Origin of the sequence: Massilia soli (assembly GCF_016809835.1) — a bacterium.
Classification (GTDB): domain Bacteria; phylum Pseudomonadota; class Gammaproteobacteria; order Burkholderiales; family Burkholderiaceae_D; genus Telluria_A; species Telluria_A soli.
Genome location: NZ_JAFBIL020000003.1, coordinates 114,251 through 133,816, shown reverse-complemented (window position 1 = coordinate 133,816; position 19,566 = coordinate 114,251). Strand labels below are relative to the sequence as shown.

The window sequence follows — 19,566 nt, the reverse complement described above, 5'->3', positions numbered from 1 at the left end:
GGTCGCAAAAGCCGAGCAGGCCCATCCGCGCGGCGACTTGCGCGCGCACAACGAATTACAAAGGAGGAAAAACGCCGATGCGCAGGATCATGCCGCGCCGAGCGGCAAGCGGATCGAGAAGGTGGCGCCGTGGCCGAGGCCGGCGCTGGTGACGGTGATGGTGCCGCCATGCAGTTCGACGATGTGCCTGGCGATGTACAAGCCCAGGCCGAGCCCGGAGTCGTTGCCCTGCTTTTGCAGGTTGAACGCGCCAAACACATGCTCGAGGTCGTGCGCTTCGATGCCCTGCCCCGAATCGATGACTTCGATCACCACGTGGCGCGCCTCCTGGCGCACCTTCAACACGATGCGTCCTCCCTCCGGGGTGAACTTGACGGCGTTGAGCAGCAGGTTCCACACCACTTGCTGGAGGCGCTGGGGGTCGGCCTCGATGAGCACGCGCGCGGCGTAATCGGCGGGCGTCACCTGCAGGGTGATCTGCTTGTCGTGGGCATTGATTTCGACGGTCGACACGGCGTCGTGCAGCACCTGGCCGAGCGACACCGGCTGGCGCTCGATCGACATCTGGCCGGTCAGCGTGCGCGAGGCGTCGATCAGGTCGTTGACCATCAGGCTTTCCTGCGCCACGTGCTTGCGCATGATGCCGATGCTGCTCTTGGCCGCTTCGGGCAGGTCCGGCATGGTGCGCTGCATCAGCTCGAGGCGCAGCGACAGCGCCGCCAGCGGGGTGCGCATTTCATGCGACACGGTGGCCAGGAATTGTTCGCGCGCGCGGTTGACCCGATTGAGTTCGGCAATCGCCTCGCGATGGCGGTCGGTCGAATCGACCAGCGTGCGCAGCAAGGACGTCAGCACCGCCATGCGGGCATCCGAGACGGGGGATTCGAGCCGCACCTCGCCCCATAAGGCGTGCCCGAGCAGGCCGACCTGGCGCGCGATGCGGTCGCAGGCCATCGGCGAGCTGAAGTCGCGGAAGCTCCAGCCGTACACGATCACGCCGTAAGTTTTGCCGAACCGGGTCAGCGGCATCGCGCTGATGCGCAAGGCGTCGCAGAAGGTGGTGGCGACCGCGGCGCCGTGGTCGAGCACCTGGATTGCCAGTTCCTGTTCCAGCAAGGCGCCGGGGCCGCCATCGCGCCACAGGTTCGAGCTTGCCAGCAGCGCCGCGGTGCGCGACGAATGCAGTGGCCCGGTCTGGCGCCTGGCGTGGTTGTCGTAGGCCGACACCACCAGGCCGGAGGCCTGCGCAAACTGGCGTAGCGGGGCCGACCAGTCTTCCCAGTCAACCACCGTGTCGCCGTTTGCGTGGACGCTGATCACGACGAAGGTTCTACCGGAAACTCGGCCGAATCAGGCAGTTCCTTTCCATGCGCCACCGCCACTTCGATGCTCGGACTGGTGCGCGACGGCGACCGCGACAGCAAGCCGTAGTAGGACGAGAACGGCAGTTGCGGCACGGTGCCGGCCTCGTCGGCGGTCTCCTCGTCCACCAGCAGCAGGCCGCCCTCGCCGATCAGGTACTCGCGCGTGACCTGGTGGATGCGGCTGCCGCGCACTTTCGGAATCGCGATCGCGCGCCGCAGCTGGGTCGAAATTTCCACATAGTTCAGCAAGATGATGTTGTCGACCAGGTGCGAGCCCTTGAGCTCTTCGCTGATCTGCGAAATGCCCAGCAGTTCGGGGCTTTCGTAGTTGAACAGGATCGTCGCCAGGCGGTCCTTGAAGAAGGTCGCCAGCGCGTACAGGTAGTCGGCCACCTCTTCGCGGCTGGTCATCTCGTAGACGGCGACCGAATCGAACACCACGCAGTCGATGCCATGCTGCTCGACCAGCTTGATGATGCGGTCGAAGTGCACGTCCAGTTCCAGCTCGAGCGGCGACTCGTAATGCACGAACAGGTCGCCTGCCTCGACATGGCCTTCGATGTCGAAGCCGAGCGACTTGGCGTTGCGCATCAGCTGGCGCGGGTGTTCGTCCAGGCTCACCAGCAGGGCCTTGTGGCCCGCCTTGATGGCCGAGGTCAGGAACTGCACGCCGAACACGGTCTTGCCGGTGCCCGAGATGCCGGTGACCATGGTCACCGAGCCTTCGTAGATGCCGCCGTCCATCATGGCGTCGATGGTCTTGGAACCGGTCGACAGGCGCTTGCTGGAGGTCGGCTGGTCGTCGGAGGTGACCGGGCGCGATTGCGCACGCCGGTACACGTGGATGCCGACATCTTTTTCGATGCGCATGGTGTGGCTGCCGCCGATGAATTCCTGGCCGCGCGACTTGAGCACGGTCAGGCGGCGGTGCACGCGGCGCTGCTTTTCTTCGCGGGTCAGCGAGACGATGGTGTCGAACACGAAGCGTTCGTGCGGGTAGACGCCGCCGATGCCCTCGTCCTGCTCGGCGGTGACCATGGTGGTCACGCCGAGCCGGGTCAGGCCTTCGATCAGCAGGTGAACGTCTTCGCGGAACGGAATGTCATGCACTTCGGCGTACAAGCGGATCGGCGTCAGGCCGTCGATCAGCAGGCGCTTGGCGCCGAGTTCCTGCAGCACGCTGGTCAGCACGCCGTCGCTGGAGCGGAACTCGTTGAGCAACACGGCCGGACTGGTCTGGATGATCTTGATCTTGCCCGCGTCGATCAGGTCCTGCATCGGCCAGTTGAAACCGGCGGCGTCGCGCAACAGTTTCTGCGGCTCGAGCTCGAACGAGATGATCGCGCCAGGCTCGTTGTACAAGGCCGCGCCCGCATGGATGAAGCCCAGTCCCAGCGTGGTTTTGCCGGACCCCGGCGCACCTTCGACAAGCAAATTATTATTCCGCGGCACGCCGCCCAGCAATACCTCGTCAAGGCCAATAATGCCCGTCTTTACCAACGTTTCCACAGTTGCCTCTCATACACAAACATGTTTTTGACAGCGGGCGCCCGCGCCCGGCCGATGAGAAAACAGTGTAACAGTGTTACTTCCTATGTGCGGCACGTTACATTGCTAATAATAAATCATTACTTAGAATGTACGGCTGATATTGACTGCCAGCGTGCGCCCGCGGCCCGCGTAGGTGTTGCCCGGATCGGTGGCCGCCGCCGACTGGGAATAATAGCCTACATATTGCTTGTCCAATAAATTCTCGATGCTGACACCAACCTTCCCCAGCCGGGTGTCCCAGCTGGCCGCCGCGTCGACCAGCGTGTAGCCGTTGAAGTGCTCTTCCAGGCGGCTGGTGCCGACCATGCGGCCGATATTGATGTCGCGGTCGAACAGGTGGCTTGCCTGCAAGCGCAGGCGCGAGGCCGGCATCCACTTCCAGTTGGCGCCCAGCACCGCCTTGTCGGGCCCCTGCGAGCGCGCGCCCAGCGAAATATCCAGCGGCGCGCCCTGGGTCGCGGCGGTCTTGCCGTCCGTTTTGGCGTAGCTGCCGAACGCCGACACGGCGCGGGTCGGGCGCCATTCGCCGCTCACTTCCCAGCCCTTGACGGTGGTCGGCACGCGCTCCACCAGGCCGACTCCGGCCGCGGTAATCCGGATCACGCTGCCCAGCTTCGAGCGCGAGTCGTAGCGCGAGATGCCGAACTGGCCGCGGGCGCCGCGCCAGTTGACGCCGATTTCGTTGTTGCGGGTGACGATGGGCTGCAGGCTGATCAGGCTCGACACCGATTGTCCCGGCGTGTTGACGCCGCGCAGCACCAGGCCCGCGTCCGGCAGGCCGAAGCCCTCGGAACTGGCAGCGAAAGCCGACCATTGCGGCGCCCAGCGCCACACCGCGCCGATATTCTTGACCGACTTCGAGAACTCGGCCGAACCGCCTTCGACCGTGCGGCTGCCATAGGCTGCCAGCGTGGTGTAGGTGTCGACGTCGAGTTCGGCGATCTCGTGGCGCACGCCGCCGCGCACCGTGACCGCGCCGAATTCATACTCCAGCTGGGCAAACGGCGCGGTCGAGTTGAACTTCAGCAGCGGCACCCAGGTGCGGTCGGTGATGGCCAGGCGCTGCTCGGTATCGTCGCGCAAGAAATCGACGCCGACGGTGGCCTCGAGGCCCGCAACCAGGGTATCGGGACGCACATAGGTGATGCGCGCGCCGCGCTTGTCGGCGAGGATCTGCGACTGGTCCCACAAGGTGCCGTTCGGCGCGATGCGCGCATCCTGGAACGTGGCCACGCGGGTGGCGCCGTACAGCGAAGCGAACTGGTGGCCGAACAGCTGGGCGCTGAACATGCCGCCGGCCAGGTCGGCGTGGCGGTAATCCAGGCTGGCACTGCGCACCTTGTTGCGCGGCGCCTCGCCGACCGGGGCGCCCGGCAGCGAACTGGTCGGTACACCCTCGGCGACGCTGCCCGGATCGTTCTTGTAGTCGCCGTCGCCTTCCAGGTTGAAGCGGTTCAGCGACAGTTGCAGGCGCTGGTCGCCGAAGGTTTTGCCGACCTTGACGAACAGGTCGTCGCCGTGGGTGTCGAGGGTATCGCCCTGGACGGTGTCGATGCCGAGGCGGCGGCCATTGCCGTCGTAGCTCATGCCGCGGCGCTGCACTGCGGCGTAGCCGAGGAAATCGACATCGCCGGACTTGTGGCTGATCGAATAGCCGGTCTTCCAGTCGAGGTTATCGGAGCGGAACTGGGTCGACGCACGCAGGTTGACGCCGTGGGTGGTGCCGCTGGTGCGCGGCGACTTGGTGATGTAGTTGATGATGCCGCCGGTGGCGCCCATGCCCTGCACCGCCGAGGCGCCGTTGATGACTTCGATGCGCTCGATGATGTAGCTGTCGGCGAAATAGCCTTCGCGCATGCCGGCGCGCAGCGGATTCGACTGGGGAATACCATCGAGCAGGATCAGCGGCTGGCGGCCGCGCAGCGATTCGCCCGTCGAACTCATCTTCTGGCGGCTGGGCGCGTAGCCTGGGATGTAGGTCGACAGCGCCTGCGACGGATCGTCGGCGATCAGGTACTGGGTCGCCAGTTCCTGCTGGCCGATGACGGCGATCGCGCCGGGGATCTTGTCGACCGCTTTCTCGCCGCGGGTGGCCGTGACGACGACTTCGGCCATCTGGCCCTCCCCGGTAGCCACGGCCTGCTGGGCCAACGCGCTGGCGGACATGGTGAGGCAGGCGGCGGCAACCGCGCGGGAAAGAGGCTTCATGGAACGCATGCGAAAAATCCTTGGTGAATGAACGGCTTTTGCTGTTGAGCAATGTACAATGCGAATGATAACGATTCTTATTTGAAGAATCAAGCGTATCGAGAATTATTCTCATTTATACTGGCGTCCTCACTCCTGATTTCCCGCTCATGAAACATTGGATTCGCACCGTCCACCTGTGGACCGGCCTCACCTTCGGCGCCATCCTGGTCGTACTGGGACTGACCGGCTCGCTGCTGAGCTGGATACACGAACTCGACAGCATACTCAATCCCGGCTTGCTGCACGTTGCGCCGCCGCCACCGCTGCGTGCCGGCGAACCGTTGCGGGTCGATGGCGCGCTGGTGCAGGCGGTCACCGGCGTGCTGGCCGCCAATCCGGGTTACGGCCGCCCGAGCATGCTGGAACTGCCGGAACGCGCCGGCGATGTGTTCGTCGCGTGGTACCGCCCCGCCCCGGCCCCTGATGGCGCGCCATGGACGCAGGCAGTCACGCGCCAGGTGATGGTCGACCCGGCCAGCCTGGCCGTGACGGGCGAGCGCAACTGGGGCCAAGCCGGGTTGTCGCGCCCGCTATTGATGCCGACCCTGTTCCACATTCACCGCTACCTGGTGGCCGGCGAGGCCGGCAAGATCGTCATCGCGGCCACCGGCGTGTCGCTGCTGCTGATGACCCTGACCGGCATCGTGCTGTGGTGGCCGCGCATGGCAGGCGCGGCGATCTGGAAGGCGGTCACGGTACGCCACGGCGGCTCCTGGCCACGCTTCAGTTTCCAGCTGCACCGCGCCGGCGGTTTCTTCGCCGCCCCGATGCTGCTGGCGACCGCGTTCTCAGGGGTCTATTTCAACATGCCCGATTGGGTCACGCCGGCCATCAAGGCGGTATCGACCGTCACGCCAAACGGCAAGCTGGCCAACCAAAGCGCGGCCACAGGCGCTGTGGCGGTGGCCGATGCGGTAACGGCCGCGCAAGCGGCCTTCCCGTCGGGGCGCGTGTCGCGCCTGTCGTTTCCGGCCAAGCCCAACCAGCCGTTCGAGGTGCGCATGCGCCAGCCTGGCGAACTGCGCATGGGTCCGGGTGCGACCCGCATCAGCATCGATTCCGGCAATGGCGCGGTGCTGCGGGTAATCGATCCGCTGCGGGCCAGGAGTGGGGATAAATTCATCAGCTGGCTGTTCCCGCTGCATACCGGGGAAGCGTTCGGGACCGCGGGACGGGTGTTCATCAGCCTGTTCGGACTGGTGCCGCTGGCGTTCTTCGTTACCGGACTGGTGGTATGGCTAAAGCTGCGCAAGCCGGTGAAGGCGCCGCGCCGCAAGCAGGCTGCGGCGGTCGCAGCCTGAAGCGCGCTGCCCGGCGCGGCTGGTCGCGCCGCGCCGGCTGAATCACTTGCTTTGTGACGGCACGAATTCCTGCATGACTGCCTTGCGCAGCAATTGCGGCGGCACCAGGCCCTGGGCCAGCACGAAGTCGTTGAACGCCTTGCGGTTGAACTTCTTGCGCAAGGCCACTTCGGCAGCCTGGCGGGTTTCCATCAGCCGCTGGTAGCCGTAGAAGTACGAAGTGGCCTGCCCTGGCGAGCGGAAGGTGTAACGCTGCATTTCCTGCGTTGCCATGCCTTCGGACATACCCACTTCATCCATCAGGAAGCCTTTCACGCCTTCAGGCGAGATTTCGCCGAGGTTGACCATCGGGTCGAGGAAGGCGCGGGCCGCGCGCAGCATGCGCGCCTGCAGCGCGAACAGCTGGCCGTCGAGCGGCTCGTACGGCTGCATCTCGGCTTCGGCATACAGCGCCCAGCCTTCGACATTGACGCTGTTGAACGCGAACACCGCGCGCGCGGTCGACACGCCGGTCTCGATCATCTTGGCAAACTGCAGCTCATGGCCGGGACGCGCTTCGTGCGCGGTGATCGACCACGTGCCGGCCTGGTGGGTAAAGTCATCGAAGGCCAGCGACTTGCCGTTGGCATCAGGCGCCATGCCGGTGGTCAGCACGAACTCGCCGTACTCGCCGGTGTTGCCGATCAGGCGTGGCGGATTCATGTGCGGCGCCGGGCTGCGTGCGTTTTCCGCCGGGCTGGCCAGGCGGATCAGCGCCTTGCGGCTCGGCATGGTCACGATGTCCTGCTTGCGCACCGCGTCTTCGATCTGCGCCAGGCGCTCGGCGTACAGCGGCATCACCTGTCCGGCCGGGATCTGCTCCTTCTTCAACTCCAGCATCACGGCGCGGTAATCCGGGTCCGGCAGCTTGCGCTCCTGCGCGATCAAGCCAGCGGTGATGTTCATCTGGTTGCGGATCTCGGCAAACGAGGTCAGCGCCTTGGCGATCAGCTCTTGCGGCGGAATATCCACCCCGAACTGCTTGAGGTTGTTGGCGTACACCTCGGGCGGCAGGCGATGGTCGGCGCGCGCGCGCGGCAGGATGGTGGTTTTCACGTGCGCGTTGTACGCGGTCAGCTGTTTCTCCAGCGCGGCGAAGGTTGGCTCCCATCCCTTCAGGTCGCTCTTGGCAAGCAGGTCCTTCATGCCGGCGATCAGGGTCGGGCTGTTGTTGATGGCTTGTTCTACTTCACCCTTGTACGGACCGAGCAGGTTCTTGTTGGCTTTCAGGCGTTCCTGCAGGCGCTCGCTGGCCAGGTCGGTGGCCGGGCGATGGCCCTTGGCCAGGCCGGCATATTTTTCCAGGCGGACCAGCAAGGTCTTCTGCCGTTCCTTTGGAATGCGCGGATCGAGGGTCGAGCGGACCACGCCGAAAATCGTCTGGGTCAGGTCGTTGAACGGCATGAAGTACTTGCGCTCCAGGCGGCTCGATGTCATCTGGTCGCGGGCGCTGCCGATCAGGATTTCCAGGTCCTGCTTCACTTTCGGATCGGTCTCGGCCTTGAGGCGCTTCTCCAGTTCCGCGATCGCGGCGCGCAAGTCCTTGTTGGTTGGCTCGTACAGGTCGCGCGACAGGTCGGTGATCTGCTCGTCGAATCCATCCACGCCCAGCGCGCTCGCACCTTCCGGCGAATACTTCGCCACCACGTTCAGCAGCAGCTTGGCGTTGGCATTGCTCTTGGTGACCCATGGCTGTTCGGCGGCGGCCGGAACCGACAGCAGGGCCAGCGCCAGGCCGCTGACCAGAGCGCGGACGGTGAAATTCGATGTCGACATTGAATACCTTTTCAGTGTGTGGGGAGCGAGGCTTGTGACTGCCGGGGAGTATAGAAGCAATCTTTATGACTCGGCAAGCTCGGCGGTATATGCATGCCGGCCGCGGGAATGCAGACTGCAGCCGGGTGCCGACCGGGGTCGGGCGGTTCCAGCATCCCTGGGACGGGTGCCCGCCTTGCGCGGGCACGACGTGACGGCGGCCACGCCGCTGTCCACATGTCACGGCGACAGAGCGAAAAAAAACCGGCTTGCGCCGGTTTTCTGTTGCAACAACTTAGTTCCGAACCGGATCGTTGGGACGACGATCGTCGCGGTTGCGCACGCCGTCATTGTCACGGTCGCGGTCATCGCGGTTGCGGATCCCGTCGCGGTCCAGGTCACGCTGGCCGGCGCGCCAGCCGCCACGGTTGAATTCCCAGCCGTTCGGGCCCTCGCGCCACTCGGCGCGCTGGTAAGACTGGCCGCGGCGAACCTTTTCAAAGTGGCCTTTTACCCAGGTGTATTGACGTCCGGTCCAGTTCCAGTAGCCTGGCGCCCACTCGTAACCGCGGCGCGCGGCGGGAACCCTTTCCTGACGGGCGGCGGGCGGCGCAACGCGCACGATGACCACTTCGCCCTTCGCCATGGCAGGTGGCGCCACGGACACGGTGCTCAGTACAAGTGCGGCGGCGGCTGACAAGAGAACGTTTTTCATGAGAGTTCCTTTCGGTTGTTATGTGTTCAATATACCGATTTCAACCGTCCGCACGATTCATTGAGAGAAACACTTACACAAGTAACACCTTGCCGGTTTCAGGCATAGCTCAGCGGCTGTGCCTTGCCCCAGAAAACCCGGTACGAATACACGGTGTAACCAATGATGGTCGGCAGGACGACCACGACACCGATCAGGATGATCTGCAGCGACTCCGGCGCGCTGGCCGCCTGCCAGATGGTCATCCGGTCGACCAGCAGGTAGGGGAACAGGCTGTATGCCAGGCCGTTAAACGCCAGCAGGAAGATGCCGACAGTGGCGGCGAACGGGATCCAGCAAAATGCATGGTGATCGGCGGCCAGCAGCGCCGGCAGCTTGCGCAGGATCAGATAGGTCAGGACGAACAGCGCCGCCGTGACCGCTGGAATCGGCGCGAGCAGCAATATCTCCGGGAACGAAAACCATTTATCGAAGATCTGCTGGCTCACCAGCGGCGTCGCCACCGACACCGCGGCCACGCCCATCGCGCACAGCAGCATGCTGCCGCGCGCCCAGGCAATTGCCCTCAGCTGCAAATCGCCTTCGGCCTTCATGATCAGCCAGCTGGCGCCCAGCAGCGCGTAGCCGGCCAGCAGCGCAAGTCCGGTGAACGCCGCAAACGCCAGCTGCGCCGGACCGTACTGGAAACCGACGATGTAGAGCCCGATCATCACGCCCTGGGCGAAGGTGGCCAGCACCGAGCCGCCATAGAACGCCATGTTCCAGGCGTGCTTGTGGCCGTCCCGCGCCTTGACCCGGAAGTCGAACGCGACGCCGCGCAGGATCAGGCCGACCAGCATCAGCGCGACCGGCAGGTACAGTTCGCCGAGGATGATGCCGTGCGCCATCGGAAACGCGACCAGCAGGATGCCCACGCCGAGCACGAGCCAGGTTTCGTTGGCATCCCAGAACGGGCCGATGGAGGCGATCATGGTGTCTTTATCATGGTCGCTGGCGCGCCGCAGCAGGATGCCGACGCCAAGGTCGAAGCCGTCGAGGATCACGTAGGCCATCATCGCGACGCCCATCAGCGCGAGGAACACTAGCGGCAGCCAGCCGGCGGGTTGGGACAGGTCAGGCATGGGGGGCTCCTAGAATTTCACCAGTTGTGATTGCGGCGCAGGCAAACCGGGCGCGGGATAAACCGGCTGCGCCCCCTTCCCCGCCCCGGCCTTGCGCGCCAGGTGGAACAGCACCGTGACATAGGCCACGATCAGCGCGGCATACAGCGTCAGGTACATCGCCAGCGTGCTGGCGATCATCGGCGCAGGTACCGCGGACGCCGCCTGCGCGGTGGTCAGAACGCCATACACCAGGTACGGCTGGCGGCCGATCTCGGTGACGTACCAGCCGGCCACGGTGGCGACCCAGCCGGAAAAGCTCATGGCGATCAGCGTGCGCGCGATCCAGGGCTGGATATCGCCGCCGCGCCGCAGCTGCCATGCGGCGAACCACGACGTGGCCAGCATCAGCATGCCGACCCCGACCATCACCCGGAATGCCCAGAATACCGGCGCCACCGGGGGATGCTTGCCATCGAACGCATTGACGCCCTGCAGCTCGCCGTCAAGCTCATGGGTCAGGATCAGGCTGGCCACCCTGGGGATGGCGAGCTCGTAGCGATTGGCGCGCTCGGCCGCATCGGGCAGGGCGAACAGCAGCAGCGGCGCGCCGCGTTCGGTGTCCCAGATCCCTTCCATGGCGGCGATCTTGGCCGGCTGGTGCTTGAGCGTGTTCAGGCCATGCATGTCGCCCACCAGGATCTGCACCGGGATCAGCAAGGCCGCCAGCACGACGCCGGTCTTGAGCGCCGCCATGGTCGAGGCGGTGCGGTCGTGGCGCAGCCAGCGGTACGCCGAGATGCCGGCGACCAGGAACGCCACCGTCAGGCCGGAGGCGATCAGCATGTGGGTCAGGCGGTAAGGCATCGAAGGATTGAAGATGATCGCCACCCAATCGGTCGCATGGGCCTGGCCATTGATCATTTCAAAGCCGGCCGGGGTATGCATCCACGAATTGAGCGCGATGATCCAGAACGCCGACAAGGTGGTGCCGCCCGCCACCAGGCAGGTCGCCAGCGTATGCACCCGGTTCGATACCCGCTGCGCGCCGAACAGCATAATGCCGAGGAAGGTCGCTTCGAGGAAGAATGCGGTCAATACTTCATAGGCCAGCAGCGGACCGGCGATATTACCGACCGTTTCCATGAATCCGGGCCAGTTGGTGCCGAACTGGAAACTCATCGTAATGCCGGACACCACGCCCAGCGCGAATGTCAGCGCAAAGATCTTCACCCAGAACTGGTAGGCCTCGGCCCATTTGATGTCGCCGGTCTTGTTATGCCGGAGTTTGAAGAACAGCAGGACCCATCCGAGGGCAATCGAAATTGTCGGAAACAGGATATGGAAGGTGATATTGGCCGCAAACTGAATGCGGGCAAGCATGAGAGGGTCATCCATCATAGGCTCCGTGTGATTCCGTTCAGGTGTTATCCAGTGTTGCAGCAATCATAGGGACTTACGCGCGCGCGGGGAATGCGTCATAACGTCGCACCCCGCAACTGCCCGGGCGCGCGACGTTATAATCAAAGCATGATTTTTTCCCCTGCCCCCAACGCCCTGCCGCAACACGAAATCCTGCGCCGGCTGATGTGGATGCGTATCATTGCGGTCACCGGCCAGTTCAGCGCCGTGGCAACTGCAAGGTGGTGGCTCGGGATCGACCTGCCGCTGGCGCCGATGTTGACGGTGATTTTGATGCTGGCCGCCTTCAACGCGTGGACCTGGTGGACCTTGCGGACCCGGCGCCTGGCCGGGCATGGCACGCTGTTTACCCAGCTCTTCGTCGACTTGCTGGCGGTATCGAGCCTGTTATTTTTCTCGGGCGGCGCGACCAACCCGTTCGTCTCGGTGTACCTCCCCGCGCTGGCCGTCGCGGCGGCGATCCTGCCATGGGGCTATACGCTGCTGCTCGCCATCTTCGCGCTGGCCGGTTATTCGATCATGATGAACGTGTATGTGCCGCTCCAGATCTTTCCCGCCGAACGGGCGTCGTCCTACCACCTGCTGGGATGTGGGCCAACTTCGCGCTCTCGGCCGCCCTGATCACATGGTTCGTCGGCCGCATGTCGAGCACCCTGCGCGACCGCGACGCCCAGCTGGCGCGGGCGCGCGAACAGCAACTGCGGAACGATCGCATCGTTGCACTGGGCACCCAGGCTGCCAGCGCGGCGCACGAGATCGGCACGCCGCTGGCGACCATTGCGGTGATCGCGGGCGAGCTGCGGCACGAAATGGACAGGGATCCGAGCCTGGTGGCCTTCCGCGACGACATCGCCGCCATCGAGACGCAGATCGCGGCCTGCAAGACATCGCTCGACCGGCTCGGCAAGCACGCCAGCGCCGATGCCGGGCCGAACGCCAGCGCGCTGCAAGTCGATGCCTGGCTGGCACGGTTCATCGAAGGCTGGCGCCTGCGCCATCCGGCCGCGCGGCTCGACCTTGCCATCCCGCGCAGCGGCGCTGTCATTGCCAATACCAGCGCTGTCGGCCAGATACTGCTGACCCTGCTCGACAATGCCGCGCGCGCCGCCGCGCCAGGCGACACCGGCATCGCCGTGTCGCTCGCCGTGGACGTCGGCTTCGCCACCATCGAGGTGCGCGACCGTGGCCCGGGCATCAGCGCGGAACTGTTAAAGCGCCTCGGCCACGACCAGGTCGCCAGCCAGAATGGCGGCCAGGGAATGGGCCTGATGCTGGCGTTTGCGACCGCGCGGCAAATCGGCGCCACGCTACGCCTGTCGTCACCCGCAGCCGGCGGCACGCTGGCGGCACTGTCGGTTCCGCTGGCATGAAGCCCACCTTCCTAATCCTCGACGACGACAAGGTGTTCTCCGCGACACTGGCCAGGTCGCTGACGCGGCGCGGGTTCGACACCACGGTCGCGCACACCGGCGAGCAGGCGCTCCAGGCGGCGGCGGCAACGGCCTTCGACTTCGTGACGATCGACCTGCATCTGGAAAAGGATTCGGGGCTGCAGTGGATTGTGCCGCTGCGCAAGGCGCTGCCAAGCGCCAGCATGCTGGTGTTGACGGGCTACGCGAGTATCGCCACCACGGTACAGGCAATCAAGCTGGGGGCGGACGATTACCTGGCCAAGCCGGCGAATGTCGATTCGATCCTGTCGGCCCTGCAGGGCAGCGCGCCAGGCGAGCCGCTCGCCGACACGGCAGCTCCGGCAGTGCCGCTGTCGGTCGACCGCCTGGAATGGGAACACATCCAGCGCGTGCTTGCCGAACATGAAGGCAATATTTCATCGACCGCGCGCGCGCTGAACATGTATCGCCGCACCTTGCAGCGCAAGCTGGCGAAGAAACCCACGTCACGCTAAGCGCCGGCGCGCCGCTACCGGGATGACTGGACCGGGCCGTGCTGCGCCATCAGTTCCACGATCCAGTCGATGAACACGCGCAGCTTCTTGCTGACATGGCGATTCGGCGGGAACGCCACATACATCGGCATCGGATCGATATGCCAGCCGCCGAACAGCGGCTGCAGCGCGCCGCTGGCGAGATGCGGCTTGGCCATGTACTCGGGCAGCCACAGCACGCCTAGCCCGGCCAGGCCGCCGGCCAGGTAAGCATTGCCGTCGTCGATCACCAGCACATGCCGGCCCTGTATCTTGACGCTCTCGCCGCCTTTGCGCATCGCGTACGGAAAGTGGCCGTTGCCCGACCAGCGGTACTTGACGATGCGATGGCGCGCATCCTGCAGCTCGGCGGGGTGGACCGGGGTGCCAACCCGCTCCAGATACAGCGGCGCGGCATAGACGCCCAACTGCAGGTCGCCGACGTGGCGCGCCACCAGCGACTGATCGGTGATTTCGCCTCCGCGCACCACGCAATCGACATTCTCGCCAATCAGGTCGACCTTGCGGTCGCTGGCGCCGAGGTCGAACTGGATATCGGGGTAGCGGGCGTGAAATTGCGGCAGCGCCGGCACCAGGATCATCGTCGCGAACGGGCTCGGCACATCGACCCTTAGCTGGCCCCGGGGCGCCGCCGATGCGTTCGGCAGGCTGGTCTCGGCATCGTCGAGCTCCGCCAGCACCCGCACGATGCGTTCGTAATAGACCGCGCCATCTTCGGTGACGTTGACCTTGCGGGTGGTGCGGTTAAGCAGCTTCAGGCGCAAACGCGCCTCCAGCTGTTGCACCAGCTGCGTCACTGTCGTACGGCTCATGTGGAGCGTCTCGGCCGCTTTTGTGAAACTGCCCGCCTCGACCACTCGAACGAATGCCTTCATCGCGTCAAACCTGTCCACTGACTGCTCCAATATCCCGATTGTTTGGATTATACAAACAGTTCTGATCGATATTGCCTGTTTATCCGCGTGCCAGCGCGCCTTAGAGTTCGGTGTGCACCGGATGGTGTAGTTAATCAGGAGATGGAAATGACAGTTCGCGACGTAGTATCCCCAGCGGGGCGCCATGCGCTCTATGAACAGCACGGCTATTCGCCGGCGGTTCGCTCGAATGGCTTGTTGTTTGTATCCGGCCAGGTAGGCAGCCGCGAAGACGGCTCGCCCGAACCCGACCTGGAAGCGCAGGTACGGCTGGCCTTCAGGAACCTGACCGAGGTCCTGAAGGCTGCGCACTGCAGCTTCGCCGACGTTGTCGACGTGACGGTGTTCATTGTCGACCCCGAAACGCGGCTCGAAAAGGTCTGGGCCCTGGTGCGGCAGGAGTTCTGGGGCCAAGCGCCCTACCCGACAGCGACCGTGGTCGGCGTGACATGGCTGGCCGGATTCCAGTTCGAGATCAAGGTGATCGCCAAGATCCCGGACTAAAACCGGGCGAGCCGGGCCGGGCGCCGCCGTTACTTATTTGTAGATGCCCGAGCCGACCAGCATGTCGTCGACACGCTCGACGTAGCCGGCTTTCGGCTCGACCACTTTGGTCACGGGATTAGGCCACTTGAATTCGACCCAGCCGCTGCCAGCAGCGGACTTGGCGGTCTCGACCATGTTCTTGATCATCGGCTTGCCGTCGCCATCCTTGAGGTCGATGAGGTTCTTGCCGACCATGCGCGGATTGTTGCCGTGCGCCAGAGCCACGCCATTCAGGTCGTAGACATAGATATACAAATCGCGATCGTGGAAGTCTTTGTTGGCTGGATCGGAAATCGCCGCAAATGCTTTTTCCTTGCCTGCGCTTTTGATCAAGGCCGCTGCTTGTTTGACCATCGCGACTGCTTCATCCTTGCTGCCCTTATCTGCTGCGAACGACAGGGACGGCAATACCAGTATCGACAATGACAAAGCAGCGATGGTTTTCGCGAGTTTCATGCAATTCTCCAGGCAAGTTCGCCGATTGCCACACGGCAACGGATCACCTTCATCATAGCCCTGTCGGCTTGCGAAAAACCATTGCGTTGCTGGCTAGCAACGCGAAACGGCGAATAAATAAGCGATGCCCCGGCCACCGGCGGCCCCCTCTGTCCCGGCGCAGGCAGGGCGGCTCAGCTTGCGCCCGCCGCCCTGCCGACCGTTCAGACGGCCTCGACTCGGCGGGCGCTTTTCGCCGCCCAGCGATACAGGCTGCTGACGATGGCGCCGCCAACGAACAAGGCGATCAGCATCCGCACCTCTTCGCTCAAGCCGGTGGTAATTGCCAACGGTTCGCCAACTCCCGAAGCAACGATCAGGCCGGCGAGCGCGACGTTGAACAAGCTTTCGCCGACGATGAAGCCGGACATGATCAGCACCGCCATGCGCTTGGCCGATTCGCCCCACGTGGCATGACTGACCGCGCGTTCGAACATCCAACCGGCAACAGCGCCGACCACCACTGGCGCCGTGACCGCGCTCGGCAGGTAGATCGCCAGGCCGACACCCAATGGCGGCAGACTGTAACGTTTCTTGCTGACGGACCTGACGACGAAGTTGACCACCACCAGGGCCAGCCCCAGCAACGCGCCGTACATGACCAGGTTCCATGGAAGATCATTGCCGATCACGCCCTTGGCCAGGGTGGAGATCAGGGTTGCCTGTGGCGCGGCAAGCGGATTATCCGAGATCGCTTGCAGGTTCGGCGCGCCGGCAAAACCATTGGCGCGATTAAGCAACTCAAGCACCGGCGGAATGACAGCCGAACCGGCGCCCACACCGATCAGCAGCGCGACCTGCTGCTTCCACGGCGTCGCGCCGACCAGCTGGCCGGTCTTCAAGTCCTGCAGGTTGTCGTTGCCGATCACCGCCACCGCCAACACCACGGTCGTGACGAACAGGGCGAACGCCACCAGCGCATGGGCCACTTCCGGCCCCATCACGTGCTTGCCGACCATGCCCACGCTGAGCGAGGCGCCCAGGATGGTCAGGATGGCGATGCCCGATACCGGCGAATTCGACGAGCCGATCAGGCCAGCCATGTAGCCGCAGACTGCCGCCGCGAAAATGCCCGCGACCAGGATGTACCCGACACCGACCGCGACCAGCGAAAAGGACAGGCTCTCCAGCACGCCGCCCTGCAGGAAGGTGGCCAGCAGCCAGCCCGCCGGCACCATCATGATCAGGGTGACCAGGCCGACGATGAAGATCGGCAGATCCTGTTCCTTGCGGTCGATGACCGCGCCTTCGACCTTGGCTGCGCGCGACGCTTCGAGCGCCGAGCGCAGGCCGCCCATGACCGGCTTGGCCAGGCCGGCCAGCGTCACGATTGCCGCCGCGCCGATGGCGCCGGCGCCGATGATCCGGACCTTGGAACTCCAGATGCTGTTGGCGTGGTCGGCCGCCGACAGCGCGGCCGACGGCTCCATTGCGGTCAGTACCGGCACCAGGATGCCCCAGGCGATGACCAGGCCAGCCAGCATCGCCATGCCGACGGTAATGCCCATCAGGTGTCCGGCGCCTAGCAGCGCCAGCGAACTGGCGGCGCCGATGCCGGTGGCGCCCTGTCCGACCTTGAAGTGGACCGCGACTTCGGCTGCCAGCAGTTTGGCGCTGGCAGCGGCCGCGAACAGCGCCGAGGCCAGGCTGCCCCAGACCACCGCCATCAGGCCGGCCTTGCCTTCGGCCGCGCCACTGCGCGAGGACGTGCCGACCTTCAGCACTTCCGCGGCGGCGACGCCTTCCGGGTACGGCAGGTCGGACTGCGACACCAGCGCGCGCCGCAGCGGCACCGTGTACATCACGCCGAGCACGCCACCGATGGCGCAGGCGCCGAAGGTCGGCCAGAACGGCACATTGGCCCACCAGCCGATCATCAACAGGCCAGGCAGGACGAAGATTACCGACGCCAGCGTCCCCGCCGCGGAGGCGATGGTCTGGACGATATTGTTTTCCTGGATGGTGGCGTCGCGGAAGGCGGACAACAGCGCCATCGAAATGACAGCCGCCGGAATCGAGGTGGCGAAGGTGAGGCCCACTTTCAGGCCCAGATAGACCTGGGCCGCGGTAAAGATCAGGGTGATGACAATGCCGAGCAAAATGCCCCGGACAGTGATTTCTTTCGGTCCCGCTTGCGCCAATATGGTCATCCGCACTCCTGTTGAAAAGATAGGTATTTGAAAAAGTCACCGATCTTAACTGGCTAATGCAAAATTCCCAAGCGCCATGTCACAGATGCAAGGCCGGCGATGGATGCGAACTGTGGCTTGAGAAACCGTAAGTACCAACACCCGCGCATTTTGTACGGGTATCATCGATACAGCTGATTTACGTTAACGTTAGCGAGGTCGCCTTGAACCTACCCATCGCATCCGAGTTCAACCGCCAGCCTGGGCGTCTACCCGGCGATGCAGCGCTCTCCATGGACGATCACCGGTTGCGGCGCCTGACGTCGCTGGCGATCCACAGCCTGCAGGCCGACATCGGGGGCATCAGCATTCTCCAGGCCGACCGGATCTGGCTGCCGTCGCATGTCGGACTGGTGACCAATATCATCGAAACGTCGGCCTCGTTCTGCGCCCTGGCGATCGAGGCAGACCAGCGCTGGTTCGAAATTCCTGACGCGCGCCAGAGCGAGCGTTACGCGGTCAATCCACTGGTCCAGCTGTGCAACTTTCGCCATTACGCGGCCGTGCCCCTGACATTGGGATCGGCGCCGGTGCATGGCACCTTGTGGGTAATGAGACTGCGTCCCGGGGAAATGACCGCGGCACAGCGCGAGGCACTGGCCGATCTGGCCGACCTGGCCACCGAAGCGCTGGAGGTAAGGTACTTCGACGAAGTTACCGGCATGTGCAATCAAACGTTTTTCGAGCATCAGCTGCAGAGCCTGATCAACGCCGGCTTGTCGCAGGTGACCGTCGGCTACGTCAATATCCGCTCATTCACGCCGCTGCGGACCGCGTTGGGCGAGCAAGTGGCCCAGACGCTGGTGCGCATCCTCGGCGCGCGGCTTGTCGCCTGGGCCGGCGCCGGCGCCTTGGTAAGCCATCTGGGCGGAGACCGCTTCGGGTTCGCATTACTGACGCCCGACGCCGACGTTGACGCAAGAATCGATGCCGTCGTCGAACTGTTGCAGCGGCCCGTGGAACTGCCGGGAAACCGCCAATACTGGCCCAAGGTGCAGGTCGGAATTCGGACCGCAGCGCCAGCCGACGGGTCCGCCGCGGAACTGCTCAGGAACGCCGGCAGCGCTACCGTGGTCAATCGCGGGTGGGACATCCGCCGTTACAACGAGGCGCATGTCGACGAAGCGATTCTGCTGTCCGAACTATGCGACGTCATACTGGGCAAGCCAGAACATGGCGCGCTTGAAGTGCATTACCAGGCACAAGTCGATATCGCCAGCAGCGCCTTGATTGGATGGGAAGCGCTGGTGCGCTGGCGCCATCCGAAGCATGGGCTGTTAGTTCCGGGGGTATTCATACCGATGGCCGAGAAAGCCGGCCAGATCGCCGCGCTCGACCTGTTGGTGCTGCGCCAGGTCTGCCACGACTTGCGCGAATGGCTCGACAGCGGCGTGATGGTGACGCCGGTCGCGCTCAATTTTTCTCGCAGCACGCTGTTTGAAACCAACTTCGCCGGCTCGGTCGCCTCGATCATGGACCTGCACGACATTCCCGGCGAATACCTTGAATGCGAGATCACGGAGACGCAATGCGCTGACGTGGCTGCGCTGGCCAGCATGCTTGGGCATTTGAGGGCGCTGAATTGGCGCATTGCCATCGATGATTTCGGGACCGGCCACGCCAACCTGGAAACCGTCCGCCAGGTACCTTGCGACCGCATCAAGATCGACCGCCAGTTCGTCCAGGGCGTCAGCAGCAGCCCGGTACTCTCCGGGCTGATGCGCACATTAGGCGAGATCGCCAGGCTGTTCAACCTTGAACTGGTATGCGAAGGCGTGGAAGACGCCAATGACGTACGCTGGCTGTCTGAGCAGGCATTGCCACTGATCCAGGGATGGTACTTCGGCAAAGCGATACCGTCGGCAAGCGTGATGGATTTGCTGCTTCAATGGCCTGCAGGGTTTCAGGCGGCAGGCATCGACAAGCTGCGCGATCAACTGGTGGAAGGTTCGATCGCGGCTCCTGCCTGAATCAGCCTGG

At 64.3% G+C, this 19,566-nt stretch carries 16 protein-coding genes; 6 read left to right on the top strand and 10 right to left on the bottom strand.

Annotation, left to right across the window (positions count from 1 at the left end; all coding sequences use genetic code 11):
- Window positions 1-87 precede the first annotated feature (87 nt).
- The 3 genes from I4X03_RS23305 to I4X03_RS08105 all read right to left on the bottom strand — a co-directional run bounded on the left by I4X03_RS23305 (window position 88) and on the right by I4X03_RS08105 (window position 5,123).
- Window positions 88-1,320: a sensor histidine kinase gene (locus I4X03_RS23305; protein WP_223467719.1), complete on the bottom strand. Its 1,233-nt coding sequence runs from the start codon at window positions 1,318-1,320 to the stop codon at window positions 88-90.
- Window positions 1,317-2,873 carry an ATPase domain-containing protein gene (locus I4X03_RS08110; protein WP_223467718.1) on the bottom strand — a complete coding sequence of 519 codons (1,557 nt, stop codon included), beginning with the start codon at window positions 2,871-2,873 and terminating at the stop codon, window positions 1,317-1,319. Before I4X03_RS08110 ends, I4X03_RS23305 begins: the two co-directional genes overlap by 4 nt.
- A 123-nt stretch (window positions 2,874-2,996) precedes the next feature.
- Window positions 2,997-5,123, bottom strand: a complete 2,127-nt coding sequence (locus I4X03_RS08105) for a TonB-dependent receptor (protein ID WP_223467717.1) — start codon at window positions 5,121-5,123, stop codon at window positions 2,997-2,999.
- Between the two features lie 149 nt (window positions 5,124-5,272).
- Here I4X03_RS08105 and I4X03_RS08100 point away from each other — a divergent pair, with 149 nt between their 5' ends.
- Window positions 5,273-6,466 (top strand): PepSY-associated TM helix domain-containing protein, encoded by a 1,194-nt coding sequence (locus I4X03_RS08100; RefSeq protein WP_223467716.1) that lies wholly within the window; start codon window positions 5,273-5,275, stop codon window positions 6,464-6,466.
- A 42-nt stretch (window positions 6,467-6,508) separates the two neighbouring features.
- Here I4X03_RS08100 and I4X03_RS08095 read toward each other — a convergent pair whose 3' ends face one another.
- From I4X03_RS08095 to I4X03_RS08080, 4 genes are all read right to left on the bottom strand, one after another.
- Window positions 6,509-8,281, bottom strand: coding sequence for a DUF885 domain-containing protein (locus tag I4X03_RS08095; protein WP_223467715.1), 1,773 nt, complete (start codon window positions 8,279-8,281; stop codon window positions 6,509-6,511).
- A gap of 274 nt (window positions 8,282-8,555) precedes the next feature.
- A complete protein-coding gene (locus tag I4X03_RS08090; RefSeq protein WP_223467714.1) occupies window positions 8,556-8,975 on the bottom strand; it encodes a hypothetical protein in 420 nt (139 codons plus the stop codon).
- Window positions 8,976-9,073: 98 nt separating this feature from the next.
- On the bottom strand, window positions 9,074-10,096 hold the full coding sequence (locus I4X03_RS08085) for a cytochrome d ubiquinol oxidase subunit II (protein ID WP_223467713.1): 1,023 nt from the start codon (window positions 10,094-10,096) through the stop codon (window positions 9,074-9,076).
- Window positions 10,097-10,105: 9 nt separating this feature from the next.
- A complete protein-coding gene (locus I4X03_RS08080) occupies window positions 10,106-11,476 on the bottom strand; it encodes a cytochrome ubiquinol oxidase subunit I (protein ID WP_223467712.1) in 1,371 nt (456 codons plus the stop codon).
- A 129-nt stretch (window positions 11,477-11,605) separates the two neighbouring features.
- On the opposite strand from I4X03_RS08080, the gene I4X03_RS08075 reads away from it, so the two are divergent.
- From I4X03_RS08075 to I4X03_RS08065, 3 genes are read left to right on the top strand one after another with little or no spacing between them, the layout of a single operon-like run.
- Entirely contained in the window at window positions 11,606-12,118 is a 513-nt protein-coding gene (locus tag I4X03_RS08075) for a hypothetical protein (protein ID WP_223467711.1), read from the top strand.
- Complete coding sequence (locus I4X03_RS08070) at window positions 12,085-12,867, top strand: sensor histidine kinase (protein WP_223467710.1); 783 nt, start codon at window positions 12,085-12,087, stop codon at window positions 12,865-12,867. Before I4X03_RS08075 ends, I4X03_RS08070 begins: the two co-directional genes overlap by 34 nt.
- Entirely contained in the window at window positions 12,864-13,403 is a 540-nt protein-coding gene (locus I4X03_RS08065; RefSeq protein ID WP_223467709.1) for a response regulator transcription factor, read from the top strand. The genes I4X03_RS08070 and I4X03_RS08065 overlap by 4 nt, the downstream gene beginning before the upstream one ends.
- A gap of 14 nt (window positions 13,404-13,417) precedes the next feature.
- Here I4X03_RS08065 and I4X03_RS08060 read toward each other — a convergent pair whose 3' ends face one another.
- Window positions 13,418-14,335 carry a LysR family transcriptional regulator gene (locus I4X03_RS08060; RefSeq protein ID WP_223467708.1) on the bottom strand — a complete coding sequence of 306 codons (918 nt, stop codon included), beginning with the start codon at window positions 14,333-14,335 and terminating at the stop codon, window positions 13,418-13,420.
- Window positions 14,336-14,464: 129 nt separating this feature from the next.
- Here I4X03_RS08060 and I4X03_RS08055 point away from each other — a divergent pair, with 129 nt between their 5' ends.
- Entirely contained in the window at window positions 14,465-14,860 is a 396-nt protein-coding gene (locus I4X03_RS08055) for a RidA family protein (RefSeq protein ID WP_223467707.1), read from the top strand.
- A 33-nt stretch (window positions 14,861-14,893) separates the two neighbouring features.
- Here the strand turns inward: I4X03_RS08055 and I4X03_RS08050 are convergent, their stop codons facing one another.
- Together I4X03_RS08050 and I4X03_RS08045 are read right to left on the bottom strand one after the other, a co-directional pair.
- Window positions 14,894-15,358, bottom strand: coding sequence for a cache domain-containing protein (locus I4X03_RS08050; RefSeq protein WP_223467706.1), 465 nt, complete (start codon window positions 15,356-15,358; stop codon window positions 14,894-14,896).
- Window positions 15,359-15,561: 203 nt separating this feature from the next.
- On the bottom strand, window positions 15,562-17,547 hold the full coding sequence (locus tag I4X03_RS08045) for an OPT family oligopeptide transporter (RefSeq protein WP_223467705.1): 1,986 nt from the start codon (window positions 17,545-17,547) through the stop codon (window positions 15,562-15,564).
- 272 nt (window positions 17,548-17,819) lie between these two features.
- Here I4X03_RS08045 and I4X03_RS08040 point away from each other — a divergent pair, with 272 nt between their 5' ends.
- Window positions 17,820-19,556 carry a GGDEF domain-containing phosphodiesterase gene (locus I4X03_RS08040; protein ID WP_223467704.1) on the top strand — a complete coding sequence of 579 codons (1,737 nt, stop codon included), beginning with the start codon at window positions 17,820-17,822 and terminating at the stop codon, window positions 19,554-19,556.
- Window positions 19,557-19,566: the final 10 nt, after the last annotated feature.

Excerpts from the sequence above, each read along its gene's own strand:
- I4X03_RS08045 (WP_223467705.1), bottom strand. The coding sequence starts at position 17,547 with ATGACCATATTGGCGCAAGCGGGACCGAAAGAAATCACTGTCCGGGGC.
- I4X03_RS08055 (WP_223467707.1), top strand. The coding sequence starts at position 14,465 with ATGACAGTTCGCGACGTAGTATCCCCAGCGGGGCGCCATGCGCTCTAT.
- I4X03_RS08040 (WP_223467704.1), top strand. The coding sequence starts at position 17,820 with ATGGACGATCACCGGTTGCGGCGCCTGACGTCGCTGGCGATCCACAGC.
- I4X03_RS08100 (WP_223467716.1), top strand. The coding sequence starts at position 5,273 with ATGAAACATTGGATTCGCACCGTCCACCTGTGGACCGGCCTCACCTTC.
- I4X03_RS08105 (WP_223467717.1), bottom strand. The coding sequence starts at position 5,123 with ATGAAGCCTCTTTCCCGCGCGGTTGCCGCCGCCTGCCTCACCATGTCC.
- I4X03_RS08085 (WP_223467713.1), bottom strand. The coding sequence starts at position 10,096 with ATGCCTGACCTGTCCCAACCCGCCGGCTGGCTGCCGCTAGTGTTCCTC.
- I4X03_RS08075 (WP_223467711.1), top strand. The coding sequence starts at position 11,606 with ATGATTTTTTCCCCTGCCCCCAACGCCCTGCCGCAACACGAAATCCTG.
- I4X03_RS08070 (WP_223467710.1), top strand. The coding sequence starts at position 12,085 with ATGTGGGCCAACTTCGCGCTCTCGGCCGCCCTGATCACATGGTTCGTC.
- I4X03_RS08095 (WP_223467715.1), bottom strand. The coding sequence starts at position 8,281 with ATGTCGACATCGAATTTCACCGTCCGCGCTCTGGTCAGCGGCCTGGCG.
- I4X03_RS08080 (WP_223467712.1), bottom strand. The coding sequence starts at position 11,476 with ATGATGGATGACCCTCTCATGCTTGCCCGCATTCAGTTTGCGGCCAAT.
- I4X03_RS08090 (WP_223467714.1), bottom strand. The coding sequence starts at position 8,975 with ATGAAAAACGTTCTCTTGTCAGCCGCCGCCGCACTTGTACTGAGCACC.
- I4X03_RS08050 (WP_223467706.1), bottom strand. The coding sequence starts at position 15,358 with ATGAAACTCGCGAAAACCATCGCTGCTTTGTCATTGTCGATACTGGTA.
- I4X03_RS08065 (WP_223467709.1), top strand. The coding sequence starts at position 12,864 with ATGAAGCCCACCTTCCTAATCCTCGACGACGACAAGGTGTTCTCCGCG.